The organism is Achromobacter sp. Marseille-Q4962 (assembly GCF_943737005.1).
GTDB lineage: Bacteria > Pseudomonadota > Gammaproteobacteria > Burkholderiales > Burkholderiaceae_B > Achromobacter.
Map to the genome: position 1 here is coordinate 1 of NZ_CALSFU010000005.1, position 26,152 is coordinate 26,152.

The 26,152-nt window shown below is 70.0% G+C and carries 27 protein-coding genes; 14 read left to right on the forward strand and 13 right to left on the reverse strand.

Annotated elements, in window-relative coordinates:
- Positions 1–617 (reverse strand): Bug family tripartite tricarboxylate transporter substrate binding protein (locus NGJ44_RS05220; protein WP_251863303.1); only part of this gene is annotated, 617 nt, incomplete at its 3' end.
- A gap of 91 nt (positions 618–708) precedes the next feature.
- On the opposite strand from NGJ44_RS05220, the gene NGJ44_RS05225 reads away from it, so the two are divergent.
- On the forward strand, positions 709–1,356 hold the full coding sequence (locus NGJ44_RS05225; RefSeq protein ID WP_251863304.1) for an IclR family transcriptional regulator: 648 nt from the start codon (positions 709–711) through the stop codon (positions 1,354–1,356).
- Between the two features lie 53 nt (positions 1,357–1,409).
- Here NGJ44_RS05225 and NGJ44_RS05230 read toward each other — a convergent pair whose 3' ends face one another.
- Both NGJ44_RS05230 and NGJ44_RS05235 read right to left on the reverse strand, forming a co-directional pair.
- Complete coding sequence (locus NGJ44_RS05230) at positions 1,410–1,814, reverse strand: DUF1801 domain-containing protein (protein WP_251863305.1); 405 nt, start codon at positions 1,812–1,814, stop codon at positions 1,410–1,412.
- 65 nt (positions 1,815–1,879) lie between these two features.
- On the reverse strand, positions 1,880–2,302 hold the full coding sequence (locus NGJ44_RS05235; protein WP_251863306.1) for a helix-turn-helix domain-containing protein: 423 nt from the start codon (positions 2,300–2,302) through the stop codon (positions 1,880–1,882).
- A 110-nt stretch (positions 2,303–2,412) separates the two neighbouring features.
- Between NGJ44_RS05235 and NGJ44_RS05240 the strand changes: the two genes are divergently transcribed.
- Positions 2,413–3,003 (forward strand): SAM-dependent methyltransferase, encoded by a 591-nt coding sequence (locus NGJ44_RS05240; protein WP_053244613.1) that lies wholly within the window; start codon positions 2,413–2,415, stop codon positions 3,001–3,003.
- Between the two features lie 15 nt (positions 3,004–3,018).
- Here NGJ44_RS05240 and NGJ44_RS05245 read toward each other — a convergent pair whose 3' ends face one another.
- Positions 3,019–3,465, reverse strand: coding sequence for an SRPBCC family protein (locus tag NGJ44_RS05245; RefSeq protein WP_053244614.1), 447 nt, complete (start codon positions 3,463–3,465; stop codon positions 3,019–3,021).
- Between the two features lie 266 nt (positions 3,466–3,731).
- Between NGJ44_RS05245 and ampC the strand changes: the two genes are divergently transcribed.
- The 7 genes from ampC to ppk2 all read left to right on the forward strand — a co-directional run bounded on the left by ampC (position 3,732) and on the right by ppk2 (position 10,672).
- Complete coding sequence (ampC, locus tag NGJ44_RS05250; protein WP_502802108.1) at positions 3,732–4,829, forward strand: class C beta-lactamase; 1,098 nt, start codon at positions 3,732–3,734, stop codon at positions 4,827–4,829.
- A gap of 63 nt (positions 4,830–4,892) precedes the next feature.
- Positions 4,893–5,318 (forward strand): CopD family protein, encoded by a 426-nt coding sequence (locus NGJ44_RS05255; protein WP_053244615.1) that lies wholly within the window; start codon positions 4,893–4,895, stop codon positions 5,316–5,318.
- A 151-nt stretch (positions 5,319–5,469) separates the two neighbouring features.
- On the forward strand, positions 5,470–6,285 hold the full coding sequence (locus NGJ44_RS05260; protein WP_053244616.1) for a MetQ/NlpA family ABC transporter substrate-binding protein: 816 nt from the start codon (positions 5,470–5,472) through the stop codon (positions 6,283–6,285).
- A gap of 16 nt (positions 6,286–6,301) precedes the next feature.
- On the forward strand, positions 6,302–7,396 hold the full coding sequence (locus NGJ44_RS05265; RefSeq protein WP_251863432.1) for a methionine ABC transporter ATP-binding protein: 1,095 nt from the start codon (positions 6,302–6,304) through the stop codon (positions 7,394–7,396).
- The gene (locus NGJ44_RS05270) at positions 7,389–8,033 is read left to right on the forward strand and encodes a methionine ABC transporter permease (RefSeq protein WP_251863308.1); all 645 of its coding nucleotides are present in this window, start codon (positions 7,389–7,391) and stop codon (positions 8,031–8,033) included. Before NGJ44_RS05265 ends, NGJ44_RS05270 begins: the two co-directional genes overlap by 8 nt.
- A gap of 31 nt (positions 8,034–8,064) precedes the next feature.
- The gene (locus NGJ44_RS05275; RefSeq protein ID WP_251863309.1) at positions 8,065–9,255 is read left to right on the forward strand and encodes a trans-sulfuration enzyme family protein; all 1,191 of its coding nucleotides are present in this window, start codon (positions 8,065–8,067) and stop codon (positions 9,253–9,255) included.
- A 235-nt stretch (positions 9,256–9,490) separates the two neighbouring features.
- Positions 9,491–10,672: a polyphosphate kinase 2 gene (ppk2, locus tag NGJ44_RS05280; protein WP_251863310.1), complete on the forward strand. Its 1,182-nt coding sequence runs from the start codon at positions 9,491–9,493 to the stop codon at positions 10,670–10,672.
- A 113-nt stretch (positions 10,673–10,785) separates the two neighbouring features.
- On the opposite strand, the gene NGJ44_RS05285 is transcribed toward ppk2, so the two are convergent.
- The 3 genes from NGJ44_RS05285 to NGJ44_RS05295 all read right to left on the reverse strand — a co-directional run bounded on the left by NGJ44_RS05285 (position 10,786) and on the right by NGJ44_RS05295 (position 13,130).
- Entirely contained in the window at positions 10,786–11,166 is a 381-nt protein-coding gene (locus NGJ44_RS05285) for an RNA-binding S4 domain-containing protein (RefSeq protein ID WP_053245950.1), read from the reverse strand.
- 156 nt (positions 11,167–11,322) lie between these two features.
- Entirely contained in the window at positions 11,323–12,303 is a 981-nt protein-coding gene (locus tag NGJ44_RS05290) for a tripartite tricarboxylate transporter substrate binding protein (RefSeq protein WP_053245951.1), read from the reverse strand.
- Entirely contained in the window at positions 12,300–13,130 is an 831-nt protein-coding gene (locus NGJ44_RS05295; protein ID WP_251863311.1) for an amidohydrolase family protein, read from the reverse strand. Before NGJ44_RS05295 ends, NGJ44_RS05290 begins: the two co-directional genes overlap by 4 nt.
- A gap of 125 nt (positions 13,131–13,255) precedes the next feature.
- On the opposite strand from NGJ44_RS05295, the gene NGJ44_RS05300 reads away from it, so the two are divergent.
- Both NGJ44_RS05300 and NGJ44_RS05305 read left to right on the forward strand, forming a co-directional pair.
- Entirely contained in the window at positions 13,256–14,143 is an 888-nt protein-coding gene (locus NGJ44_RS05300; protein ID WP_251863312.1) for a LysR family transcriptional regulator, read from the forward strand.
- 113 nt (positions 14,144–14,256) lie between these two features.
- Entirely contained in the window at positions 14,257–16,182 is a 1,926-nt protein-coding gene (locus NGJ44_RS05305; protein ID WP_251863313.1) for an ABC transporter ATP-binding protein/permease, read from the forward strand.
- Here NGJ44_RS05305 and NGJ44_RS05310 read toward each other — a convergent pair.
- Together NGJ44_RS05310 and NGJ44_RS05315 are read right to left on the reverse strand one after the other, a co-directional pair.
- Positions 16,154–16,957, reverse strand: a complete 804-nt coding sequence (locus NGJ44_RS05310; RefSeq protein WP_200908057.1) for an aspartate dehydrogenase — start codon at positions 16,955–16,957, stop codon at positions 16,154–16,156. The genes NGJ44_RS05305 and NGJ44_RS05310 overlap by 29 nt on opposite strands.
- 130 nt (positions 16,958–17,087) lie before the next feature.
- Complete coding sequence (locus NGJ44_RS05315) at positions 17,088–18,038, reverse strand: adenosine deaminase (protein ID WP_053245953.1); 951 nt, start codon at positions 18,036–18,038, stop codon at positions 17,088–17,090.
- A 226-nt stretch (positions 18,039–18,264) separates the two neighbouring features.
- Here NGJ44_RS05315 and NGJ44_RS05320 point away from each other — a divergent pair, with 226 nt between their 5' ends.
- The gene (locus tag NGJ44_RS05320; RefSeq protein WP_251863314.1) at positions 18,265–19,656 is read left to right on the forward strand and encodes a lytic murein transglycosylase; all 1,392 of its coding nucleotides are present in this window, start codon (positions 18,265–18,267) and stop codon (positions 19,654–19,656) included.
- 82 nt (positions 19,657–19,738) lie between these two features.
- Positions 19,739–19,933 (forward strand): oxidoreductase-like domain-containing protein, encoded by a 195-nt coding sequence (locus tag NGJ44_RS05325; RefSeq protein WP_082308380.1) that lies wholly within the window; start codon positions 19,739–19,741, stop codon positions 19,931–19,933.
- A gap of 37 nt (positions 19,934–19,970) precedes the next feature.
- Here the strand turns inward: NGJ44_RS05325 and NGJ44_RS05330 are convergent, their stop codons facing one another.
- The 4 genes from NGJ44_RS05330 to NGJ44_RS05345 form a co-directional block, all read right to left on the reverse strand.
- Positions 19,971–20,408, reverse strand: coding sequence for a GNAT family N-acetyltransferase (locus NGJ44_RS05330; RefSeq protein ID WP_053245350.1), 438 nt, complete (start codon positions 20,406–20,408; stop codon positions 19,971–19,973).
- Between the two features lie 52 nt (positions 20,409–20,460).
- The gene (locus tag NGJ44_RS05335; protein WP_251863315.1) at positions 20,461–22,200 is read right to left on the reverse strand and encodes a M14 family metallopeptidase; all 1,740 of its coding nucleotides are present in this window, start codon (positions 22,198–22,200) and stop codon (positions 20,461–20,463) included.
- 701 nt (positions 22,201–22,901) lie between these two features.
- Positions 22,902–23,342: a GyrI-like domain-containing protein gene (locus NGJ44_RS05340; RefSeq protein WP_053245351.1), complete on the reverse strand. Its 441-nt coding sequence runs from the start codon at positions 23,340–23,342 to the stop codon at positions 22,902–22,904.
- A 36-nt stretch (positions 23,343–23,378) separates the two neighbouring features.
- Positions 23,379–24,143: a CPBP family intramembrane glutamic endopeptidase gene (locus tag NGJ44_RS05345; RefSeq protein WP_251863316.1), complete on the reverse strand. Its 765-nt coding sequence runs from the start codon at positions 24,141–24,143 to the stop codon at positions 23,379–23,381.
- A 538-nt stretch (positions 24,144–24,681) separates the two neighbouring features.
- Here NGJ44_RS05345 and NGJ44_RS05350 point away from each other — a divergent pair.
- Positions 24,682–26,121 (forward strand): M81 family metallopeptidase, encoded by a 1,440-nt coding sequence (locus NGJ44_RS05350; RefSeq protein WP_251863317.1) that lies wholly within the window; start codon positions 24,682–24,684, stop codon positions 26,119–26,121.
- Positions 26,122–26,152 lie beyond the last annotated feature (31 nt).

A 26,152-nucleotide genomic window follows, 5' to 3' on the forward strand; every position in this document is an offset into this window, starting at 1 on the left:
GCTCGGGTCCATCGGGTATATTCCTCCTGCGCAGGCTGAAGAACGCTATCTCCGTACCAACTCTGACTCTGTGCCGATGAACGCTGTACTTTAACCAAACAGCCTCCTCGATTCCCGGGGCAATTCAACGTGCCCGTGCCCGGCGTGGCGTAGTCCAGCGGCTGGGGCGATTGCTTCGCGTAGGCGATCAGCTCCCGCACGGTGCGCGCCGGCAGGGCGGGATTGACCACCAGCAGGTTCGGCACGCTCATCAGCAGCGTTACCGGCGCCAGGTCGCGCTGCGGCTGGTAGGGCAGGTCGGGGTAGAGCGCCGGATTGATGGAGATGGGGCCGATATTGCCCATGACGATGGTGTAGCCGTCGGCAGGCTGTTTCACGGCATAGTCGGTGCCGACGTTGCCGCCGGCCCCGGCCTTGTTTTCCACGATGACCGGCTGACCCAGCCGCTCGCCCAGCTTGTGGCTGACCAGGCGGGCGAGCATGTCCGTGGAGCCGCCGGGCGGATACGGCACGATCCATTTGATGGGCTGCGAGGGCCATGGGGCGCCGGCCGCGGCCGGGCCCGGGCTACAGGCGCAGGCCAGGCCGGCCGCCAACGCGAGGGCAAAACGTTTCATGCATGTCTCCTTCCCTGGCTCGCGGTCTTGCCGCGGGCTCTGTTTACGTGTATTGTTCACCTAGTGAACGTAATGTTTGTCAGGTGAACGATTGAAGAATAATAGATCGATCCAGCGCTGTCTATCCATCATCCGGGCCTTTCGCGGCAGGGGCAGGCCCACGCTGGCCGAACTGGCCCGCGCGGTCGAGCTGCCGCACGCCACCGTGCTGCGGTTTCTGCAGACGCTGGAAGAAGAGGGCTACGCCGCGCGCGAAGACAGCCGCTGGCGGCTGACGCCGCAGGTGTTCGAGCTGGGTTTCGCGGCCATGGACAGCCTGGGGGTCACCGAAGCGGTGCAGGAAATCCTGCAGGGCCTGGCCGACGCCTACTCGGGCACGTCGAACCTGGGCGAGGCCAACCCCGAAGGCGTCATCATCATCGGGCGCGCCATGGCGCCGGCCGAGCGCCGCCGGCTGGTGGTCATGAACCTGCGCGTGGGCAGCGTGCTGCCCCTGGCCAGCGCGCTGGCCGGGGGGCTGCGCCTGGCGCCGGGGCAATGGAGCCGGTTCGATTATCCCGACAGCAACCAGGTTTCGGTGGCGGTGCCGGTGCCCGGGGCCGGATCGCGCGTGCTGTCGGTGGGCATCTCCGTGGCGGCCTCCGAGGTCGAGGGCGGCCGCCTGGAAGACGACATGGTTCCCGCCCTGCAGCGCGCCGCGGAGACGATCGCGGGCGTGATCCGTGTGGGAGTGGTGTAGGGCGCGCCGGCGCGCCCGGCGCGCGCGGCGCATCCGCGCCGGCCGGGCCGGGTTCAGGCGCGCTTTTTCCGCGCGAGGTTGAAGGCCGCGGCGGCGGCGACGAGCGCCTTGAAAGCGGCTTCGTCGATCTCGTCGCCCTCGCGGATGTCGATGGCGCGCCGCGTGTTGCCGTCCAGGCTCGCATTGAAAAGCCCCGCGGGGTCGGCCAGCGCGGCGCCCTGGGCGAAGGTCAGCTTCACCGTGTGTTTGTAGGTTTCGCCGGTGCACAGGATGCCGGCATGCGACCACACCGGCACGCCGCGCCATTTCCATTCTTCCACGGCCTGCGGGTCGGCCTGCAGGATGAGCGCGCGCATCCGGGCCAGCGCCGCGCCGCGCCAATCGCCCAGCTCGCGGATGCGGGCGTCGATCAGGCGGGAAGGATCTGGGCCCTGGGCGTTGCGGCTCGGTTTTTCCATGTGCGTTCTCCAGCAGCCGGGGCGCGGCTTTTCGCGGACCACCTTGCCATGGCGGCGGCGCGGAATCAAGCGGCGCGCTTGCGCCGCCCGCCGAAGGCGCCCGAGGCCGCGGCCTTCAGCAGGCGCTGGAAAGCGGGGCAGCGCAAATGGCTGGGCGCGGGGCAGGCGGCGGCGTGGCGCAGGCCATCGCGCATGGCGCTCAGGCGGCGGATGGCGCGGTCGAGCTGGTCGGCCTTGGCGGCCAGCACGGCCCGATCGATGCTGGGCTCGCCGTCGGGCGAGAACATGCTGCCGATCTCGTCCAGCGACAGCCCCGCCGCGCGCCCCAGTCCGATCAGCGCCAGCTTTTGCAGCACGGCCGCCTCGTATTGCCGCCGCAGGCCGCGGCGGCCGATTGAGGCGATCAGGCCCTTTTCTTCGTAATAGCGCAGCGTGGAGGCGGGGATGCCGGTTTGCCGCGCCACTTCGGCTATGTCCAGGTGCGTCATGCGCTTGACCTCAAGTCGGCTTGAAGTTGCAGACTATCCCCATTCCGCTCCGCGCGCATCTTTCCGCGCGCCGGCCGGCGGGTCGAACGCACAGACAGGGAGCCTGAGCCATGTGGGATGAACGCTATGCCGCCGCGGATTACGTCTACGGCACCGAACCGAACGATTTCCTGGCCGAGCACGCGGGCCTGCTTGCCGGACCTGTGCTGAGCGTGGCCGAGGGCGAGGGGCGCAATGCCGTTTTCCTGGCCGAGCGGGGCCTGGACGTGCTGGGCGTGGACGGCTCGCCCGTCGGCCTGGAAAAGGCGCGTAGGCTCGCCGCGGCCCGGGGCGTGGAAATCCGCACCGAAGTCGCCGATCTTGCCCGCTACGAACCGCCCGCCCTGGCGTTCGGCGGCGTGGCGTGCATCTTCGCGCATCTGCCGTCGGCCAGCCGCAAGCGGCTTAACCGGCTGCTCGCGCGGTCGCTGCGCCCAGGCGGCGTCGTCCTGCTCGAAGCTTACGCGCCGGGCCAGATCCGCAACCGGACCGGCGGGCCCAGGGATCCGGACATGCTGATATCCCGCGCGGCGCTGGAGCAGGAGTTCCCGGGTTGCGAGATTGTGCTGTCCCGGGAGCTGGAACGCGAGGTGGTCGAGGGCCGGTTCCACACCGGGCGGGCCTGCGTGGTGCAGTTCATCGCCCGCAAGCCGGCGTCCTGAGCGCAGGCGCGCGCTTTACTCCTGGATGTCCGGCTCGACCAGCATGGCCAGCTGGGCCAGCGATTCCTGCCAGCCCAGATAGCACATCTCCACCGGGATCGCCTCGGGCAGGCCCTCCTGCACGATGTTCAGCTCGGTGCCGCAGGCCACTTTGCGCAGCGTGACGGTGGCCTGCATGCTGCCCGGCAGGCTGGGGTCGTCGAACTGGTCCGTGTAGCGGATGCGTTCGCCGGGCACGAGTTCCAGGTATTCCCCGCCGAACGAATGGGCCTGGCCATTGCCGAAATTGCGGAACGACATTCTGTACCGGCCGCCGACCCTGGCCTCCAGCTCATGGACCTGGCAGGTGAAGCCGTGCGGGGGCAGCCACTTGGCCACCGCATCGGGTTCGAGGAAGGCGCGGTAGACGCGCTCGGGCGGCGCGCGCAGCACACGGTGCAGGGTTACGGTTCCAGTCGCCATGATGATTCTCCTCCGTCGACAAGTTGAACGTACTGCCGCGACAGACCAGTAGACCGGAAATCGGCGGGCGCTGTCCAGGGATACGCGCGGAGACGGGCCGCCGCGGCGTTATATTCTTTCGCTGCGGCCGCGAGGGCCGCTTTTCTCTCGAAAAGGTTCCATGCGCTGGTCTTCCGGGTTGCCGTTTTTTTTTTCGCCGGCTTGGGCTGCCGGCTTCCGCATGCGGCCGGCTGGTCTGCGCCGCCGCGCTGGCGGCCGTCGCGGGGATGCATGGCGCGCGGGCCGCGCCGGCCGGGACGGATGACGCCATCCGGCAGGTTGCCCAGGAGGCGATGCGGGAGCATGGCATCGCGGGCATGGCCATCGGCGTGCGGCATGGCGGCGAGGCGCGCTTCTACAACCTGGGCGTGGCCTCGCTGCGCACGCAGCAGAAAGTGACCAGCGACACGCTGTTCGAAGTGGGCTCCATCAGCAAGACCTACACCGCGACCCTGGCCGCCTACGCGCAGACGCAGGGCCGGCTGGCGCTGAAGGATCCGGTGCAGAAGTTCGTGCCCGAGCTGCGCGGCAGCCCGTTTGGAAAACTGACCCTGATCCACCTGGGCACGCACACGGGCGGCGGCTTTCCGCCGCAGGTGCCGGACGGCGTGCGCACCCGCGCCCAGCTGCTCGCCTACCTGAAGGCATGGCGGCCGTCATATGCGCCCGGCACGCGCCGCACCTACGCCAACCCCAGTATCGGCATGCTGGGCGAGGCCGCGGCGCGGGCCCTGGACCGGCCGTTCGACCTGGCGATGGAGCAGGACCTGTTCCCGGCGCTCGGCCTGGCGAGCACGTTTCTCGCGGTGCCGCCCGACCGCCAGGAAAGCTATGCGCAGGGCTACGACGCGCAGGCCAAGCCGGTGCGGCTCACGCCCGGCGTGCTGGGCGCCCAGGCCTATGGCGTGCGCACCAGCGCGCGCGACCTGCTGCGCTTCGTGGACGCCAATCTCGGCCTGGCGCCTGGCCTGGACCCCAGGCTGCGGCGCGCGCTGGCGGCCACGCACGTGGCCTATTACCAGGTGGACGGCATGATGCAGGACCTGGCCTGGGAGCAGTACGCCTGGCCCGCCCGGCTCGAGACGCTGATCGCCGGCAACGCGCCGGACATGGCGGCCCGCACGCACGAGGCCAGGGCACTGGATCCGCCGCTCGCGCCGCAGGCGTCGGCGTGGATCAATAAAACAGGCTCCACCAACGGCTTCGGCGCCTACGTGGCGTTCGTGCCCGCCGCGCAGACCGGCATCGTTATCCTGGCCAACCGCAACTGGCCCAACGAGGCGCGCGTGCGGCTCGCCTACCGCATCATGGAGCTGCTGCGCTGAGCCGCCCGCCCGCGTCAATCGGTCGCGCAGCGCCCGCCGCGCGGCCGGCGATAATGCCGCTCCATGAACTATCAATTGCTCGTGTTGCTGCACGCCGCGGCCGTGATGGCCTGGGTGGGCGGATCGCTTTTCGTGTCCCTGTATCTGCTGTCGGCCCCGCACCGCGATGGCGACGAGGCGCCGCGCGGGCGCGGCATGCTGCCCCGCCTGCGGCGCTGGAACCTCTGCGTCACCACGCCGGCCATGGCGCTTGCGTGGCTGCTGGGTCTTCACCTGGCGTTCTCGGTGGGCTGGTTCGCCATGAAATGGATCTGGGTCAAGGCGGGGTGCGCGCTGGCGCTGTCGGCGCTGCACGGCGTACAGAGCGCCGCGCTGCGGCGCATGGCGCAAGGCGGCGCAAGGCGCGCGCCGCTGGCCGATCTGTATGCGCCGCTGACCGTGGTGCTGGCGGCCGCCATCGTCACGCTGGTGGTGGTCAAGCCTTTCTGAACGCAAGCATCTCGCCGCCCTGGCATATTGCCGCCGCGCATATGCAAAGGCGGGCGTAATAAGGACTCAACCAGCGAATCGTTCACGCTCGGCGCCGCGCTGCCTAGAATCGTCTCTCCCTGGATTGGGTTGACCGAGAGGCGATTCCGAGATGATTTCCCCCTTTTTCAAGCGCCTGCTGGGCGCGGCGCTGGCGGCGGCCGCCATGTTCCACGGCCCGGCGTTTTCCGCCGACAACCGGCCTCTCAAGGTGGGCGTGCGCGGCGGCGTGGACGAGCAGATATGGGAGGTGGTGGCGCAAGTCGCCAAGAAGAACGGTCTGGCCGTGGAGCCGGTCGTCATCACCGGCACGGCCAGCCCGAACGAGGCGCTCAATAACGGCGACCTCGACGCCAACGCGTTCCAGCACATTCCTTTCCTGAAAGACCAGATCCGGCAGCGCGGCTACAAGCTGGTGTCCGTGGCCAACACCCTGATCTCTCCCATTGCGTTCTACTCCCGGAAATACAAGTCGCTGGAAGCGCTGCCGCAGGGCGCCAAGGTGGGCATCCCCAACGATCCGAGCAACCAGACGCGCGCGCTGGTCGTACTGCGCGACCACGGGCTCGTCACGCTGCGCGACGGCTTCGACCCCTACACCGGCACGGCCACGCTGGCCGACGTGACGTCCAATCCGCGCAAGCTGGAGTTCGTGGAAAGCGCCTCGGTGGTGCTGGCGCGCTCGCTGCCCGACGTGGACGCGGCGGCCATCGTCAACAGCTTCGCCTACCAGGCCGGCCTCATCGCCACGCGCGACGGCATTGCCGTGGAGAAGAAAGAGAACAACCCCTACGTCAACATCATCGCCGTGCGCGAGGCCGACAGGAACGCGCCCTGGGTGCCGGAGCTGGTGCGGGCCTATCACTCGGACGAGGTCCGGCAGTTCATCCTGAGCAAGTACGAAGGCTCGGTCATCCCCGTTTTCTGAGGCCGGGCGCGCCATGATGCAAAACGAGCTTCCCGCCGCCGCGGTGGCGGCGGACGATGCCGCGCCGCCTGTCGCGCCCCACATCGTGTTCGAGGGTTTGCGCAAGCACTATCAGGGCGCCCGGGGCCGGGTGACCGCGCTCGACGACGTGTCGTTCGCCATCGGCCGGGGAGAGATCTTCGGCATCATCGGCCGCAGCGGGGCCGGCAAATCCACGCTGCTGCGTTCCATCAACATGCTGGAGCGCCCCGACGGCGGGGCCGTGCGCATCGACGGCACCGACGTGGGGCGGCTGGACGAAAACGCGCTGGTGCGGCTGCGCCGGCGCATCGGCATGATCTTCCAGCATTTCAACCTGCTGTCGGCCAAGACGGTGGCCGAGAACGTGGCTTTGCCGCTGCGCGTGGCCGGCGTGAAGCCGGCCGAGGCGCGGCGGCGCGTGCAGGCGCTGCTGGAGCTGGTCGGGCTGGGCGGCAAGGCCGACGTCTACCCGGCCAAGCTGTCGGGCGGGCAGAAGCAGCGCGTGGGCATCGCGCGGGCGCTGGTCCACGATCCCGAGATACTGCTGTGCGACGAAGCCACTTCCGCGCTGGACCCCGAAACCACGCAATCCATTCTGGCGCTGCTGCGCGACATCAACCGCAAGCTGGGGCTGACGGTGGTGCTCATCACGCACGACATGGCGGTCATCCGCGAAGTCTGCCACCGTGTGCTGGTGCTGGATGCCGGGCGGGTGGCGGAAGAAGGCGAGGTCTGGCGCGTGTTCGGAAACCCGCAGGCCGAGGCCACGCGCGCGCTGCTGCGGCCGCTGCGCCACGACGTGCCGGCCGACCTGGCCGCGGCCCTGCGGCCCGAGCCGCGCGGCGCGGGCGAGGCGGCCGTGCTGCGCCTGCGCTTCACGGGACAGGGCCAGCCCGGCGGCGTGTCGCTGCCGGCGCTGGCCGCGCTGGGGCCGGGCGCGCGCCTGCTGCACGGGGGGCTCGACCGCCTGCGCGGGCACGCCCAGGGCAGCCTGCTGGTGTCGGTGCCGGCGGGCGCATTGCGCGAAGAGGCCGCGCGCGCCGCGCTGCTGGCCGATCATGTGGAGGTGCTGGGCTATGTCGATGCTTGACCGATACTTGCAGGCTTTCGGCCAGACGTTGGCCATGGTGAGCCTGTCGGCCGCGCTGGCCATCGTCGCCGGCCTGGCGCTGGCCGTGGTGCTCACGGTGACCACGCCGGGCAACCTGTACCCCAGGCCGCGCCTGAACAAGGCGCTGTCCGTCACGGTGAACACCTTCCGCGCCATTCCGTTCATCATCCTGCTCGTGGCCATGCTGCCCTTCACCCGCTTCCTGGTGGGCACCACGCTGGGCACCTGGGCCGCCGTGGTGCCGCTCACGGCCAACCTCATTCCCTTCTTCGCCCGCATCGCGCAGGTAAGCCTGAGCGAAGTGGACCACGGGCTGGTGGAAGCGGCCCGCGCCATGGGCTGCCGGCGCTGGCACATCGTGCGCCACGTGCTGCTGCCCGAGGCGCTGCCCGGCATCATCGGCGGGATGACTGTCAGCGTCATCGCCATGATCAACGCCTCGGCCATGGCCGGCGCGGTGGGCGCAGGCGGCCTGGGCGACCTGGCCATCCGCTACGGCTACGAACGCTACGAAACCCGGGTCATGTTCGAAGTCATCGTCATTCTCATCGCGCTCGTCACGCTCGTGCAATTCACCGGCGAATGGCTGGCGCGCCGCGCCGACCACCGGCGCTAGCGTAAACAGGCCCCGACACACGGAACCCATCATGACAGACACCCTGGACGCCGGCTTCGCCACGCGCGCCATCCACCTCGGCTACGAGCCGCGCGACGCGCTGGGCGCGCTGACGCCGCCGCTCTACCTGACCTCCACCTATGCCCAGGACAGCACCGACGCCTACGAGCAAGTGCGCCTGGGCGAGCGCGAGGGCTACGTGTACGGCCGCATCCGCAACCCCACCCAGGCGCTGCTCGAAACGCGCCTGGCCTCGCTCGAAGGCGCGGAGGCGGCGGTGGCGGCCGCCTCGGGCATGGCCGCGATTTCGGCCACCCTGTTCAGCCTGCTGCAGGACGGCGACGAGATCGTGGTGGACCAGATCGTCTACGGCACCGCGTTCACGCTGTTCACGCAGGGGCTGGCGCGCTTCGGCGTGCGCGCCGTGTTCGCCGACTTCACCCGCCCGGAAACGGTGGCGGCGGCCATCGGGCCTCGGACCCGGGCCGTGTACTTCGAGACGCCCGCCAATCCCAACCTGCGGCTGGTGGACATTGCCGCCATTTCGGCCATCGCTCGCGGCCGCGGCCTGCTCACCATCGTCGACAACACCTTCGCCACGCCAGCGCTGCAGCGCCCGCTGGAGCACGGCGCGGACCTCGTGCTGCACTCGGCCACCAAATACCTGGGCGGCCACGGCGACCTGCTCGCCGGCGCGGTGGCGGGGCCGGCCAGGCTCATCGACGCCATCCGGCTGCAAGGCCTGCGCTATTTCACGGGGGCGACGCTGTCGCCGTTCACCGCCTTCCTCGTCCTGCGCGGACTGAAGACGCTGGAGCTGCGCGTGGCGCGGCACAGCGAATCCGCGTTGCGCGTGGCGCGCCTGCTGCGCGAGCATGCCGCGGTGGCCGAGGTGCATTATCCCGGCCTGCCCGACACGCCGGGCGCGGACATCGCCCGCCGGCAGATGTCGGCGGGCGGGGGACTGGTGGCGTTCGAGCTCGAAGGCGGGCTGCAAGCCGGCCGCCGGCTGATGGACAGCCTGAAGCTCGCGCGCATCGCCGTCAGCCTGGGCGACCCCGAAACCCTGATCCAGCATCCGGCCACCATGACGCACGCCAGCTACAGCGCCGAAGACCGCGAACGCTACGGGCTTTCCGAAGGGCTGCTGCGCCTGTCGGTCGGGCTGGAAACGCCCGAAGACATCCTGGCCGATCTCAGGCAGGGGCTGGACCGGCTGTGAACCCCAGGCCGGGCGGGCCGCGGCCCGCCCGGCCTTCCAGCGCGCACCCTCGCGGCGATCGCCGCGCCGGGGAGCCGCCGCGGGCCGGGGCGCATGCAAGAATGTTGCGTGCCTTGATCCCGCGCAAACCTTTGCCGGCCCGCGCGGGTTAGGGTGAACGTTTTTTTGCGGCCGCGCCCCGACGGAACCGAACCGCTCGAAGGGTGCGCCGGCACATACGGGGAGGATCATGACCATGGCAGAGAAACCGGCGGGGGCCGCGCCCGCGCGCGGCGCGGCGGGCAAGACGCGCGCTGCGCCCGCCCGTCCGGCCCGGCGCAGCGCCGCGGCGCTGCGGCGTCCGGAGACGGCGGATAGGCAGGAGCCGCCGCGCGACGCCGCCTCGGCGGCCGCCGGACAGGTGCGCGAGCACGTTGCCGCGCGCGTGGACGCGGCGCGCCAGGAGGCGCTTGCCGTGCTGGCCGATATCGCCGGCCGCGTCCGCGGCCGCGCCGCGCTGCCGGCGCACGATGCGCTGCGGGCCGTCATCGACGCGCTCTCGCCGGACGACGCGCGCGCCGTGCACCGCGCGCTGCTCGAATCGGAGGCGTCGGCGCGATCGGAGGCGCCGGGGCGCGCCGCGAGGCGCAATCCCGACGAAGAGCTGGCGGCGGACTGGCGTGAAGGCATCTATCCGTACCGCCATCGCATGCTGCGCCGGAACTACGAGAAGCAGAAGTACCGGCTGCAGGTGGAGCTGCTCAAGCTGCAGGCCTGGGTCAAGGCCACCGGCCAGCGCGTGGTGATCCTGTTCGAAGGGCGCGATGCGGCCGGCAAGGGCGGCACCATCAAGCGCATGATGGAGCACCTGAATCCGCGCGGCGCGCGCGTGGTGGCGCTGGAAAAGCCCTCCGACACCGAGCGCGGCCAATGGTATTTCCAGCGCTATGTGCAGCACCTGCCCACTGCGGGCGAGATCGTCATGTTCGACCGCTCCTGGTACAACCGCGCGGGCGTGGAGCGTGTCATGGGCTTTTGCTCGCAGGAGGAGTATCTGGAGTTCCTGCGCCAGGTGCCGGACTTCGAACGCCACCTGGTCAACAGCGGCATCCACCTTATCAAGTTCTGGTTCTCGGTCAGCCGCGAAGAGCAGCGCCGCCGTTTCATGCAGCGCAAAGTGCACCCGCTCAAGCAATGGAAGCTCAGCCCCGTGGACCTGGCCTCGCTGGACAAGTGGGACGACTACACCCGAGCCAAGGAAGCGATGTTCGCGCATACCGACACGGCCGACGCGCCCTGGATCGTCGTGAAGTCGGATTGCAAGAAGCGGGCCCGTCTCAACGCCATGCGCTACGTGCTCAGCCGGCTGCCCTACGAGGGCAAGAGCGCCGGCCCGGAGATGGCGATCGATTCGCTGATCGTGGGACGCGCGCTGTAGGCGGGACGGCGGAGCATCGGGGGCGACGGGCGGGGCGTTCTTCCCCTCGCGGCGAATCCGGACCATCCGCCCGGCGATGCGCGCCGCGCGAACGCGGAAATACCCGGCGCGCGCTAGCGCCCGCGCATCCGGTCGATGAGCCGCCGGTCGCGCTTGGTGGGCCGGCCCTCGGCCAGGTCTTGCGCGGGTTCGGGAGCCAGGCGGCGCATCTCGGCCGCGCGCTCGCGGGCGGCAATGCTTTCGGGCGTTTCTTCGTAGAGCAGGCGCGCCGCGGGAGCCGGGCCGCGCACACCGCTCAGGGCGCGCACCCTGACGTGGATGGGCGGATCTTCCTTGCGCACCGTCACCAGGTCGCCCGGCGCGACCTCGCGCGCGGGCTTGGCCGGCTGCTGGTTGACGAAGACGCGGCCCTTGCCGATTTCCTGCGCGGCCAGGCTGCGCGTCTTGTAGAAACGCGCCGCCCACAGCCATTTGTCGATCCGGAGTTTTTCCATCTGTGCCTCGGAATGCCGATGGGCCAATGATATCCGGACGCGCGGGCTTGCCGCCCTCCACGAGGGCGCGTTTCTTGCCTCGGGCGGCAAAAAAAAGCGCCCCGAAGGGCGCGGCAGTGCCGGCATGCCGGCAACGGGGGACTCGCCCCGCAGCACTCAATCCAGCTGGATGTTCGATTCCTTGACGACCTTCTGCCACTTGGCGATCTCGGCGCGGCGGAAGGCGTCGAGCTCGGCGGGCGTGGAGCCGATGGGCTCGGCGCCGATGCCCGCGAGCTGTTCCGCGATGGCGGGGTCTTTCAGCACCTTGGCCAGCGCCTGGGAAACCTGGTCGACGATTTCCGGCGGCGTGCCGGCGGGCGCGAAGACCGCGTTCCATTCATACGACTCGTAGCCCGGCACGCCGGATTCGGCGATGGTGGGCAGGTCGGGCGCGGTCTTGGAGCGCTCGCCGCCGCCCACGGCCACGGCGCGCAGCTTGCCGTTCTTCACGTGCTGCCAGGCCGAGCCCATGCTGGCGAACATGACGGGCACCTGGCCGGACATGACGTCGATCATGGCCGGGCCGCCGCCCTTGTAGGCCACGTGGTGCAGGTCGGTCTTGGCCAGCAGGTTGAAGAGTTCGCCCGCCAGGTGCTGGGCCGAGCCCGGGCCGGCGGAGGCGAAGTACACCGGCTCTTTGGCGCCGGGCTTGCCCAGGCGGATCAGGTCGGCCACGGTCTTGACCTCGTAAGAGGGCGTCACGACCAGCACGTTGGGCACGCGCAGCAGCAGGGACACGGGGGCGAACGCGGCCAGGGTGTCGAACTGCATCCTGGAATGCAGCGCCGGATTCTGCGCGTGGTTGGAGGCATCCAGCATCAGCGTGTAGCCGTCGGGCTTGGCCTTGGCGACCACCGCGCCGCCGATCATGCCGCCCGCGCCGCCGCGGTTCTCGATGACCACGGGCTGGCCCAGTTCGGCCGCCAGCTTGGGGCCGATCAGGCGCGCCACCACGTCCACCGTGCCGCCGGGCGGGTAAGTCACCACCAGCGTGATGGCACGCTCGGGGTACGCGGCCTGGGCCGCGCCGGCGGCGGCCAGCAGGGCGGCGGCGGCCAGGCCGCGGCGCATCAGGCGTTTGAGCAGGGAAGTCATGGGGTTTCTCCTTGGAATTGGAACAGTCGCAGGGGCGTGTCCGCGAGAATGGCGCGGCGCTGGACGGGGTCGTCGATCCAGGCGTCCAGCCATTGCACGGCGGCCGGGTAGGAGGCCGCGTGGCGGTGCTCGGTGTGGGGCCAGTCGCTGCCCCACATCAGGCGGTCCGCGGTATAGGCGTCGAGCAACTGGGCGGCCGCGGCCCGGCCCTGGCTGGCGCAGTCGTCCGCGTTCCAGTTGCGGTAGGGGGCGGACAGCTTCACCCAGACCCGGCCGGAGTCGGCCTGGCGCAGCAGGTAGCGAAAGCCCGGGTCCGCCGTGCCCAGCGCCGGATCGGGACGGCCGAAGTGGTCCACCACCACCTGGCATCCCTCGGCCAGCAGCGCGGGCAGCAGTTCGGGCAGGCGCGCCGCCTGGATGTGCGCTTCCACGTGCCAGCCCAGGGTGTTGGCGGTTTGCAGCACGCGGCGCCAGCCGGGCGAAGACAGGTCGGGCACGGGCAGGCCGATGAGGTTCAGGCGCATGCCCATCACGCCCGCGCCGGCCAGCCGGCGCAGCTCGTCTTCGCGCGTCTGTTCGTCCACCACCGCCACGCCGCGCAGGCGCTGCGGTTCGGCCTGCAGCGCCTGTTCCATATAGCGGTTGTCGGTGCCCAGGAAACTGGGTTGCACCAGCACGCCGTGGCTCAGGCCGTGCGAGTCCAGCAGGGCCAGGTAATCGGCGAGCGAGGCGTCGTAGTCGGGCGTATAGCGGCGCGCGGCGGTCAGGGGCAGACCCTGGCGGAACACATGCGCGTGGGTGTCGACGGCGGGGCCGAAGGGGGGCAATGCTGTCTCCTGGAACCGCGCCGGCAAGGCGGGCGCGGCGCTCGTTTCTCGTATGAGGCGGGATTCTAGGAAGAACGGTTATAGTTTTCTATTCAGTAAAAAGGCTTTATTCATATTGAATTGATATGGAAACCCGGCATCTGCGCTATTTTCTGGCGGTGGTGGACCATGGCAGCGTGAGCCGCGCCTCGGCCTGGCTCGGCATCGCCCAGCCGGCGCTCAGCCAGGCCCTGCGCCGCATGGAGCAGGATCTGGGCGTGCGGCTCTTCGACCGCTCGCGCCAGGGCGCCTCGCCCACCCCCGCGGCCCTGTCCATCCTGGAAGACGTGCGCGCCAGCGTGGCGCGCATCGATGCGGCGGCGCAGCGGGCGCGCGAAATCGGGCGCGGCGCGGCCGGACAGCTCACGGTGGGGCTGGTGTCTTCGGCGCTGTTCGACACGCTGCCCCGGGCGCTGCGCGCGCTGCGGCGCCAGGCGCCCGGGGTGCGTGTCATCCTGCGCGAAATGAGCAACGCCGAGCAGGCCGAAGCCCTGCAGACGGGTGAAATCGACATCGGGCTGATGCATACGCCGGTGGCGGTGGGCGGCCGCATGCGCGAGCGCCAGCTCCTGCGCGAGCGGCTGGTGGCGGCGGTGCCCGACGAGTTCGAGGCCGAGGCGGACGGCACGGTGACGCTGGCCCGCATCGCACGGGCCGGGCTGGTCATGTACCCGCAATCGCAATTGCCGGCGTTCTACGCGGGCATTCTCGATGCGCTGCGCAGGGCCGGCCATGAAGCCCATGTGGCGCAGGAAGCCAACCGCACGCTCACCGTGCTGGCCTGCGTGGCGGGCGGCTGCGGCGTGGCGCTGCTGCCGAGCTGGATCCGCTCGCTGAATTTCAGCGGCGTGCGCTTCTGCGAAGTGCGCGACGGCCAGGACCTGCCCAGTTTCGACCTGAGCGCCATCTGGCCCGCGCGCTCGACGCCCACGCTGGCCGACCTGTTCGCCAATCTCGATTTGCGCGCGGGCTGAGCGGCCGCCGTTTTTTTCGCCGGACGCTTAAGCCACGCTTAAGGCGGCGCCGCGGCCGGAACTCGGCCCCGCCGCCTCGTCTAACCAGGAAACCGCAAGCAAGGTTTCCGCCCATGACCCTCGACTGGAATCAACAGCTTGCCCAGAGCGCGTGGTGGCTGCTGCGCGCCTTCGGCATCTCGGCCGCGCTGCTGGCCGCGCTGGCCTGGGTGCTCTCGCGCACCACCGGCTGGGGCCGCAAGTTCGGGCGCCTGGCCTGGCCCTACCTCAACCCGGCGCGCGACTGGCGGCCGCTGGCCACCGTGGCGCTGCTGCTCTTGCTGGCCATGTTCGCGGTGCGCATGACCGTGCTGTTCTCGTACTGGTACAACGGTTTCTACAGCGCGCTGCAGTCGCTGGACGCCAAGGCGTTCTGGCATTTCCTGGGCATATTCTCGGTGCTGGCCGCCGTGCACGTCGCGCGCTCGCTGGCGGACAGCTACGCCGGGCAAGCCTTCGACATTCATTGGCGCGTGTGGCTGAATGACTGGCTCACGCGCGACTGGCTGGACGAGGGCGCTTATTATCGCAGTCATTTCGTGGACGAGCCGGTCGACAACCCCGACCAGCGCATCGAGCAGGACATCGCCGCTTTCGTCACCGGCTCGCGCACGCTGGCCATCGGCGCACTGAGCGCCATGGTGTCGCTGGTGGAATTCACCGCCATTCTCTGGAGCCTGTCGGGCGCGCTCACCCTGGCCGGCGTGGAAATCCCGCGCGCCATGGTGTTCCTGGTGTACCTCTACGTGCTGGCGGCGACCTGGCTGGCCTTTCGCATCGGCCGCCCGCTGATCCGCCTGAACTTCCTGTCGGAAAGGCTCACCGCCAACTTCCGCCATGCCCTGTTGCGCCTGCGCGAAAACGCCGAGAATGTCGCCTTCTACCAGGGCGAGGGCGTGGAGCGCGGCACGCTGTGGACGCGGTTTTCCGCCTACATCGCCAACCTGTGGGCGCGCGTGTACCGGGGGCTGAAGTTCGACGGCTTCAACCTCTCGGCCAGCCAGGTGGCGGTGGTGTTTCCGTACATCATCCAGGCGCCGCGCTTTTTCAGCGGCGCGATCAAGCTGGGCGACGTGATGCAGACCTCGCAGGCTTTCGGCCAGGTGCACGACTCCCTATCGTTCTTCCGCACCTCTTACGATGCCTTCGCGCAGTATCGCGCCACCCTGGACCGCCTGAACGGCTTTCTGGACGCCAACGCGGCGGCGCGCGCGCTGCCCGCGCTGCGCGCCGAGCCGCTGGACGATGGCCTGGAGATGGACGGCATTGCCGTAACGCGCCCCGACGGAAAGCCGCTGGTGCGCGATCTGTCGCTGCGGCTGTCGCCCGGCCAGGCGCTGCTCATCAAGGGCCCTTCGGGCAGCGGCAAGACCACGCTGCTGCGCGCGCTGGCGGGCCTGTGGCCCTATGCGCAGGGCCGCCTGCGGCGGCCGGCGGGCGAGCAGGCGCTGTTCCTGTCGCAGCGCCCCTATCTGCCGCTGGGCGACCTGCGGGCGGCGCTGGCCTATCCGGGCCTGCCACGGGGCGGCGCGGACGAAGACGAACGCATGGCCGCGCTGCTGCGCGACGTGAATCTCGCGCACCTGCTGCCACGCCTGGACGAGGTGGCGGACTGGTCGCGCGTGCTTTCGCTGGGTGAGCAGCAGCGCCTGGCGTTTGCGCGCGTGCTGTACAACCGGCCGGCCATCGTGTTCCTGGACGAAGCCACTTCGGCCACCGACGAAGGTCTGGAGCACATGCTCTACGCCCTGCTGCGCGAGCGCCTGCCGCACCGCATGCTGGTGAGCGTGGGCCATCGCGGCACGCTGGACGCATTCCACACGCACGGGCTGGCGCTGGACGGCGAAGGCGGGTGGACATTCGGGGCCGTGCCGGCTCCGGCCTGCGCCGCCGGCCATTCGGGGCGCGCGGCGGCCGGCGGGCGGCAGGCAGCGCCCGCGGCGCTGGATGCCGTGCAGCCGCCGCCGGATTTCAGGTGCCCATGCGCAGCGGCGCGGTGAGCTTGCGCAGCGCGGCCACCACGCTTTGCGCCGTGATGCGGCCCGTCTTGGGATTGGCCGAGGGAATGTTCTGGATCTCGACCGAGAACGACGCCGCGTCGGACTCGACCTCCACCCGGTGCACGTTGCGCTCCAGCGTGGGGTCGGCCCAGATTTCGAGCGTGGTGAGGTCGGGGCCGATGCCCGCCAGCGAGACGCTGACCGCCACGTTCAGGTTGGCGGGAAAGCCCACGGCGGCTTCGCGCGGCGAGCCGCGGAAGATCAGGCGCGGCTCGGTGACGTCGGACAGGTCGATGCGGTTTTCCACCAGGTAGGGCGCGCCCGCGAGCCCCTTGGGCGGCTTGCGGGTAATCATGGTGACCGAATGGATGACGCCCTCGGCCGCGGCCGTGATGGCGTCCAGCCCCAGGATGGCGCCCGAGGGCACCATGATCTGGCCGCCGCTGTCGCGGGCCAGGCCGATGAGGTCGTCGTGCTGGAGCAGGGCGCCCGCGCTCAGCACCACCAGCCGCTTGCCGGCCGCGAGCGCGGGCTCGGCGATCTGGCGGAAGACGGCGGCGGGCGCGCATTCGACCACGATGTCGCAGAGCTCGTGCAGGCGCTCCAGCGTGGTGTAGCGGGGAGCCTCGCCGCGCCAGGCGAAGGCCGGCGGGGCGTCGGGGTTGCGGACCGCCACGGCGGCCAGCGACAGGCCGGGCAGGCCGGCATCCAGGGATTGCGCCACGGACTGGCCGATGGCGCCGAAGCCGGCGATGCCGACGCGATAGTGGTTCATGGAGATGGGCACGGTGATGCCGCGGCGCGCCGCGGCGGGGTTGCGGGGCGGGTTGCCGCCCTGGAAGACACAGCGGCCCACTTTAGTCAGCGGGCCGGCATGCGTCAATGCGGAATGCCCGCAGGGCCGTCTACCCGGCGAGGCGGGCGTCCAGGCTGTTGGCGGCCAGCGCCTCGGCCTGCGCGCGCGACATGCCCAGGTGCTCGCGCAGGGCGCGGAAGTTCTCGTTGACGTAGCCGCCGAAATAGGCCGGGTCGTCGGAATTGACCGTGACCTTCACGCCGGCGTCCAGCATCGACAGGATGTTGTGCCGCGACATGTGCTCGAAGACGCACAGGCGCGTGTTGGACAGCGGACATACGGTGAGCGGCACCTGCTCGTCGATCAGCCGCGCCATCAGCCGCGGGTCTTCGGCGGCGCGCACGCCATGGTCGATGCGCGCCACCTTCAGCAGGTCGAGCGCCTCCCATACGTATTCCGGCGGGCCTTCCTCGCCCGCGTGCGCCACGGCGGCCAGCCCCTCGGCGCGCGCGCGTTCGAACACGCGCTGGAAAAGCCGCGGCGGAAAGCCGCGCTCGCTGCTGTCCAGGCCCACCGCGATGAAGGCGTCGCGGTAGGGCAGCGCCTCGTCCAGCGTGCGCTGCGCGTCTTCCTCGGGCAGGTGGCGCAGAAAGCTGAGGATCAGGCCGCTCGTCACGCCCAGCCGCTCGCGCCCGTCGGCCAGCGCCTGGCCGATGCCCTCGAACATGGCGCCCATGGGCACGCCGCGGCTGGTGTGCGTCTGCGGGTCGAAAAAGGGTTCGGTGTGCACCACGTGCTGTTCCCGGCACTTGAGCAGATACGCCCAGGTCAGGTCGTAGAAGTCCTGCGCCGTGCGCAGCACGCCGGCGCCCTGGTAGTAGAGGTCCAGGAATTCCTGCAGGTTGTGGTACCGATACGCGGCGCGCAGCGCGTCGATGTCGGGCCAGGGCAGCGCCACGCGGTTGCGCCGGGCCAGTTCGAACAGCAGCTCGGGCTCCAGCGAGCCTTCCAGGTGCATGTGCAGCTCCGCCTTGGGCAGGGTGTCGAGCCAGTCTTGCATGGGAACTCCAGAATCCGGTTGGGGCGAGACCGGGGCGGACGCGCCGGCGGCGGCCGGCCCGGGGCGGCAGTGCCCCGATTATTCTCCGCCATCGCGCACGGCGCAACGCGGCAACCCGCAAGCGTCATTCACGATGGCGCCGATGAGGGAGCGGGCCGGCGCCGCGTTCGATTTCGCCGCCGCCTCGCGTTACCATCGCGGCTGATTCCGAATTTCCAGGATAGCCATGCGTCAGAGCCTAACGCGTTTTCGAATCTCGTCCCGTTCCCCGGTCCTGCTGGCATTGACGGCGGCCGTATTGGCCGGCGCCGCCCAGGCCCAGTCGCCGTCATCGGCCACCGGCTCGCGCTTGCAGCCGGCGCCCGCCGCGTCTGTGCCCGGCGCTGCGACGGCGGCCGCGCCCGCCGCCGCTCCCGCCATCATCGCGCCCACCGAACTGGACACCAAGGCCTGCCTGGCGAAGCTGCGCAAGGGCGCGGCCGCCAACGGCCTGAGCGCGGCCGACTGGGACAAGTACACCGCCGGCGCGCAACTGCTGCCCGCCACCGTGGCTTCGGCCAAGGCCCAGCCCGAAGGCCGCGAGAGCTGGTGGGACTACATCGCCAAGACCGTGGACGACGAACGTGTGGCCGACGGCCGCGAGGTGCTGGCCAGGTACGGCCCGCAACTGCAGGCGATCGGCCAGCAGTACCAGGTCGATCCGGCCACGCTGGTCGCCATCTTCGGCATCGAGACGAACTACGGGCGGCAGGTCGGCAAGACCAATGTGCTCGATGCCTGGCTCACGCGCGCCTGCACCGAGAACAAGCCCCTCTGGGAAAAGAACGCCTACGCCTCCGTGCGCCTGCTGCGCGACGGGGTGGTCGCGCCCGACGACTTCATCGGCTCGTGGAGCGGCGCGTTCGGCATGACGCAGTTCATCCCCACGTCGTTCTACGAACTGGCGGCCGACGGCGACGGCGACGGCCGCATCGATCTTTATCACTCGCTGCCCGACGCCCTGGCCTCCACGGCCAATCATTTGCGCAAGCGCCGCGCCAAATGGACGCACGGCCTGCCGGCCGTGATCGAGGTGCGGGTGCCGCCGGCGCTGGCGGCGTCCATTCCTTCCGCGCCCGACGCGGAATACGTCGGCTCGCAAGACCGCCGCAGCCTGGCGCAATGGGCGCAGGCCGGCGTGACGCTGCCCGGCGGCCGTCCCCTCGAGCTTGCGTCCGGCAACGACGAGGCGGCCTACCTGTTCGCGCCCACGGGCGCCAAAGGCCCCGTGTTCCTGGCCACCGTGAATTTCGACGCCATCCAGCACTACAACCAATCGCGCCGCTACGGCCTGGCGGTGTCGCTGCTGCTCAACCGTCTGCAGGGCGGCCCGGCGCTCGCCACGGCCTGGCCCACCGACGACCCCGGCCTGTCGCGCGCGCAGATCCGCACGCTGCAGGAAATGCTCAACAAGCTGGGCCACGACGTGGGCCAGCCCGACGGCATTCCGGGCGCCAAGACCCGCGAGGCCGTGCGCGCCGAACAGGAGCGCCGCAACCTGGCGCAGGACGGCCGCGTGGGCAAGCGCATCTACGATCTGCTGAAGGCCGACCCGGCCGCGGGCGGGCAGGGCGGCTGAACGCGCCGACGGATGCGCGCGCGAGGCCGCGTGCCGGCCCGCGCGCGGGCGTGCCGGCACGTGCCGGCGTTATCATGGAGCCATGAATTCGCCCGTCACGACCAAACCGGCGCCGAGCGCCGATCCCCGTCCCGAGCCCCCTGAGCCGCCCGCGCCCGAAGCGTGCTGCAACAGCGGGTGCATACCCTGTGTTTACGACCTGTACAACGAGGCCATGGATGCCTACCGCGAGGCCCTGAAAGCCTGGAAGGCCAGGCATCCGGAAGCGCAATCCTAGAATGCCCGGGCGCAACCCCGTTTCAGGGCAAGCACGCCTAGCCCGGCAGCCTCATGTGCAGCACCGGAAAAGGCCGGCCCGCCGCATCGCGTTCCGACCGGCCCACGTCCACGAATCCGTAGTGCAGGTAGAAGCCGTGGGCCTGCGGATTCTGTTCGTTCACGTCCACCAGCAGACTGCCGTGCAGCGAGCGCGCGAAATTCAGCAGCCGCCTTCCCGCGCCGCGGCCGCGCTTGCTGGCGTCGACGAACAGCATCTGCACTTTGTTGCCGTCCAGCCCGATGAAGCCGGCGATTTCGCCGTCTTCGTCCTCACAGACCCACACCCGCACCGCGGGCAGATAGACATTGAGCACCTGCGGATAGAGGGCGTCGATGTCCTGCTCGGTCAGGAACGTGTGCGTGGCGCGCACCGAGCGCAGCCAGATGTCCGCCAGGACCAGGTCGTCTCCGTGATTGCGTTCTCGGATGTTCATGCTCTTGTAATTGCTGGGTTGCTGCGCGCCGGCCGGCGGCGCGGCGTGTCGATCAATATCCTGAACGGTGGATCTCGGCGGCCGCCAGCACGGTTTCCATTTGCACCGTGTGGGCGAACACGAAGCGCTCGCCGTACACCGTTTCGTCGGGAAACTCCGAGATCAGCGCAAGCGGCAGCGTTTCGCGGTCGGTTTCCTGGATCTGGACCGGGATGCCGTTCAGCACCTCGAATCCGGTTTCGAGGGCGTGGGCGCGAAAGAGTTCCAGTTGCCGCGCGTTGAACGCCGCCAGCCCGGGCACATTGCGCGCCAGTCGCGCCGTCACGCCCTCGACCAGCCGGCGGGCGCGCTCGCCCCAGCCGGGGTGGTGCCGCGCCAGCAGCATGAACCCCTTGGGCAGCGTCCACGATTCGAAATGCCGGGGCAGGTAGCCCGACAGCGGCCGGGTCCATTCATGGGCCGGGTAGCCGTGCAGGTTGACGTGCAGTTGCGCCCCGCTCAGCGCATGCGCCTGGTGGCGGGCTTCGCGCTCGAAAAACGGCGCATGTTCGCGGTAGGCGATATCGTCGCCCAGCGCGCTGTAGCGCGAGGCATGCAGCATGTGGCGAGGATGCTGCTGGCGCAGCCGTTCGAAAAGCGCGTAGCCGTCCGGGTTCTCGCAGGCCACCAGCGCGAAATGCGCCTGGCCCGTTTCCTGCAGGCGGCGCGCCGCGCGCAGCGCGCCCACCACGCCCGAGCTTTCGTTGGCGTGCTGCGCGCCCGAGATGAACACCGCCGGCCCCGGGCCGCGCACATAGGCTCCCAGCACCGGCCGCCCCTGGCGCGATACCGCCTGGAAGGCGTCCCCACCGATCTCCGCCATGCAGTGGGCGATCTGCGCCGCCGTCAGCGGCCGGTCCAGTTCCGCCAGCGGCGCGGGCGGCGCGGACGGGGCCTCGGGCTCGGTCGGCCGGAAGGGTTCCATGATCATGCGCACGCGCGCCGCCCCGTCGTGCCGCCGGATGTCCGGGATGATCTGCCCCGGCTGCAGCCCGCGGTCGCCGGGCGGGCGTCCCGAATGGCGCTGGAAGAACTCCAGCAGCGTGAAATAGAGGTCTTCGTGCAGCGCCTCCAGCGTGCTGACGATCTCTTCGTCCACCGGCAGCGCGAAATCCATGCCCGGCAGGTCGACACGGATTTCCAGCCGCTCGAAATAGGGCTCGTGCGCGCCCCAGGCGCGGTTGCGCACCGTGTCCACGATGCTGCGGAACACCTGCTGGTATTCGGTCGCCTGCGCCGCGTCGACCTGCGTCCGGCCGTCGGCGTCGCGCACCCGCAGCCAGCCCGTGGGCGACAGCACCGGCTCGCCTTCCGGCGTCTGCCCCAGCGCATTGGGCGCGAACACCCGCGCCTGTGTCACGCGGCCGTCGCGGTACGCCAGACGCACGTCGTAGTGCAGGTCGCAAGCGCCCGGCTCCATGGTCAGCGCAGCCGGCTTGAGCAGCGCCGCCAGCGGATACGCCTCCAGCGCGAAGCGCCGCGCCTGCGCCTGCGCGTGCACCGGGTAGCGCAGCGTCGCCGACTCCAGGCCGTCGAGTTCCACCTCTTCCAGAAAGAAATGCAGCAGCGGCTTGTAGGCGCTGCGGAAACGCGCCGTCACGCCGGCGCGCGCCAGCCGCGCCTCGGCGGCCCGGCGCGCCTCGGCGTCCTCGAACAGCCACCCCTCCACGACCGACCCGCGCCAGAACGGCGCCTGATAGGCGTGTGTCCAGGCGTCCAGCGTGCGATCGAAGGTTTTTTCCAGCAAAGGCATGGTCGGGTCTTTCCTCGGGAGTGTCTGCGCCGGGCACGGTCGGCAAGCATACCGCCGCAAGCCCGCGGACGGGGAGCGGCGCCGCGCGTGGCGTCCGCCGCCTGAACGCACAAAGCCGATTGCATCTCCGGACCAGGCCGGCGCGGGAAAGCGGCCTCCTGCATACGGGCAAACATCGCCAGTTATACAGGTCGCGTCTCTTCCGTCACAAGCAATGCGCCGTTTATCGACAACGCGCTATACCGCTGCCCGGGAGCAAAAACGATTCACCTGATCGAGGCTTTCATTAATCGTTTTTCAGGTTGGAGAGTATTGCGAAGAAAATGTTTTGTGGTTGCGCCAAGTTTCTGCTGTGAATTTTCAAAAACATGAGCCGCCTGGACTTCGGTGCATTGTCAAATGGTTTTATTGCATCAAGAACATAAAAAGTGCTCTGCCGCTTTTTCTCATGGTGGACATTGAGCGGGACGGCGAGGTGTTTTTCCCGACGCGGAATATCCATGGATGCTGGCGAAGAATGGTATTGCTTGCGGTGAGAACATGAAGATCAACGGCGATGCGGCGTCTGCGGCCAGGTGGACAGCGCAATCGGCTTCGTCGGTTCCCCGTCAGCGGACAACGACCGATAGCGGTTCGGAGCGCGGGTTAACCCGGGCATGCGCTGCCCCGGCACGCAAACCTGTCTCCGCCTGCGCACGGGTTCAGCCCTCCGCCACTCCGATCTGGATTTCGATGCGGTTGGCGGCGGATTGGGGGCCTGCCCAGGCGTGATAGACCTCGCGGCTTTCGGCGGTGGGGGTGAGGCCGGCTTCGGCAATGGCCCGCAGCAGGGGCTGGTAGCCCTGCGAGAAGAGCCGGTCCAGCGGGCCCTGGTAGAGCAGGCTGGCGCAGCGCAGGCGCGGCAGCGTGTGCGGGGCGGCGCCGGCGACGGGCAGGCAGTAGTCGAGTTCGAACGGGGTTTGCGCATCCTGGGGCAGGCCGTGGGCGGCGAAGACCGGCGGGCCTTCGACGCGCAGGCCGCCGGCGGCGGCCTGCCGCTCGAGCTCGGGGTAGATGCCGGCGGCCAGCGCGCCGACCTGGGCAAGGGTGACTCGCCGGCGGTCGCGCAGCACGGCCAGGGGTTCGACGGTTTTCAGCTCCAACGCAAGCTCCTGTGCAGGTGTGGGGAAATGGCGGGTTCAGGCCGCGCCGGTGGCGAAGGCGACAAGATGGGCCAGCGCGTGGGCAATGATGGCCGATTCCAGTCCGCGGCGCCAGTACAGCAGGCCGAAGAGCAGGCCGGGCAGGGTATTGGCGATGAGGACATAGCCGACGACCCGGGGCGTCAGCGGGGCGCCCAGGGCGGCGAGGGCGGGCAGGTGGCCGGCGGCGAAGAGCGCGGCCGAGAGGACGATGGCGGCGACGAACCAGGCGCGGCGCGGCTCGCCGGCGCGCCGCTGGATCAGGCGCCACGGCAGCCACGCGAGCAGCGTCATCGCGCCCCAGCGCATGAGCACTTCTTCGGTGATGCCGCCATAGAGCAGCCGGGCGGCGGCGGGAATGCGCAAGGTATCGCCCAGGGCTTGCAGGGGCGCGGGCGTCGCGGCCTTGAGGGCGAGCAGAAGCAGGCCGGCGGCCAGGCCGGCCGCGGCGGCGGGAACAAGCTGAGGCTTCAGGCGCGGCGCGGCGGGCGCGCCGGCGAGCGCGGCTTCCAGCACGGGCGCGCGCAGGCCGAGCGGACGGGACATCGCGGCGCCGGCCCAGGTGGCCAGGGCCAGCAGGATGCCGCTTTGGGCCACGCTGGCAATCAGCGCGAGGGGCAGCGGCACGGGCGGCGAGGCGCTCTCCACCAGGCGGGGCACCGTGGCGCCCGCCATCGCGACGACGCCGGCCATCGCGGCCAGCCACAAGACGGCGCACAGTCGGAACAGCGGGCTTTTCTGCAGGGCGGCTTCGGCGTTCATGGGGCGGGCGGAGACAAGAATGCGGTCGATGGGCCGGCGATGCCGGGCGTCGCGCTTGCGCGGCGCGAGCGCATTCTAGGGGGCGGCGGCGGGCTTGTCACTTGCGCGAAGGGCGGCGTGCGAGGTTCAGGGTTTTCCCGCGCCGAAGCCGTGGCGCACGCGGTCGTGCGCGCAGGGACGGGATGGCGCGAAAGCCAGGCGTGGCGCGCGTTTGCGGGCGGGCGGCCGGTCAGATGCGCGGTCGCGCGCATTCCCTAAGGTTATAGACCCTGTCGTCTTGGCTATTTGTATGCGCCGCGAGCGCGATAGCATGATGTGTGCACGGGCCGTGCAGCATGTGGACGGCCTTGATTCATCAACGCCGGCCGCGCAGGCCGGCGGACATAACCTGATCGAAAAGCATTTCAGGGGGAACCAGATTCCGACGGCGCGCTGTGCGCGACCGCCGCGGAAGGCGCGAAACCACGGCGGGCCGGATGGCGCGGCCCGGCATGGCTACGCGCCGCTGTTTTCCCCGCTTGTGAGTGGGGATGATGATATGCGAGTTTTCAGCGCCGGCCTGGGCACCGAGACGAACACGTTTGCGCCGATGCCGACCAGTCTTGCGTCGTTCCGGGACCGCGATTACTACCCGGCGGGCACGCACCCGGACACGGTGACCTTTGCCGGCGCGCCGCTGTATGTGGCGCGCCAGCGCGGCAAGGCGCTGGGCTGGGAGCTGTTCGAGGGCGTGGTGACGTCGGCGCAGCCGGGCGGCATTACGACCCGTTCGGCCTACGAAACCCTGCGCGATGAGCTGCTGGCGGACCTGCGGCGCGCGCTGCCGGTGGACATGGTGCTGCTGGGCCTGCACGGCGCGATGGTGGCCGATGGCTATGACGATTGCGAGGGCGACGTGTTGCGGCGCGTGCGCGAAATCGTGGGGCCCGGCGTGACGGTGGGCGCGGAGCTGGACCCGCACGCGCACCTGACGCCGGCCATGGTCGAGCATGCCGACGTGTTGGTGCTGTTCAAGGAATACCCTCACACCGATATCCGCGAGCGCGCGCAAGAGCTGGTCACGCTCTGTGTGCAGGCGCGCGAAGGCCGCATCGCGCCCAAGGCCGCGCTGGTGGATTGCGAGATGATCGTGCCCATGCACACGACGCGCGAGCCGGCGCGTTCATTCGTGCGGCGTATCCAGGAGATGGAAGGCAAGAACGGCATTCTGTCGATTTCGGTGGCGCAAGGGTTCGCGACCGGCGACGTGCCGGAGATGGGCACCAAGGTGCTGGTGTACGCGGACGGCGACGCCGGGCAAGCGCGGCAGGCGGCGCGGCGGCTGGCCGACGAGCTGATCGCCATGCGCGAGCAGCTGATGGTGCCGTACCGGAGCATCGACGAGGCGCTGGACGAGGCGCGGGCGTTCGAGGGCGGCCCGGTGGTGCTGGCCGACCGGCCCGACAATCCCGGCAGCGGCGCGCCGGGCGATTCCACGTTCATGCTGGCGCGCATGCTGGAGCGCGGGGTGCGCAACGCGGCGCTGGGGCCGCTCTGGGATCCGGTGGCGGTGCGCATCGCCTTCGATGCGGAGCCCGGCGCCACGCTGATGATGCGGCTGGGCGGCAAGGTGGGCCCGCTGTCGGGCGATCCGGTCGACGTGTCGTGCACGGTGAAGGCGCTGAAGAAGAACCTGGTCATGACAGGGCTGTCGGGCGCGCCGGCGCCGATGGGCGACTGCGCGCTGGTCGAGGCGCAGGGCATCGAGATCGTGCTGACGTCGGTGCGCAACCAGGCCATCAATACGGATCTGTTCAGCCAGCTCGGCTGCGACCTGGCGTCCAAGAAGATCGTGGTGGTGAAGTCGGCCCAGCATTTCCATGCATCGTTTTCCCAGGTGGCGCGCCACGTGATCTACGTGGGCGGGCGCGGCGTGGCGACGCCGGACTGGAAGACGCTGCCCTACAGGAAGATCCGGCGGCCCAAGTGGCCGCTGTGAAGGGCGCCGCCCGGCGCCGGCCGTGGCGGCC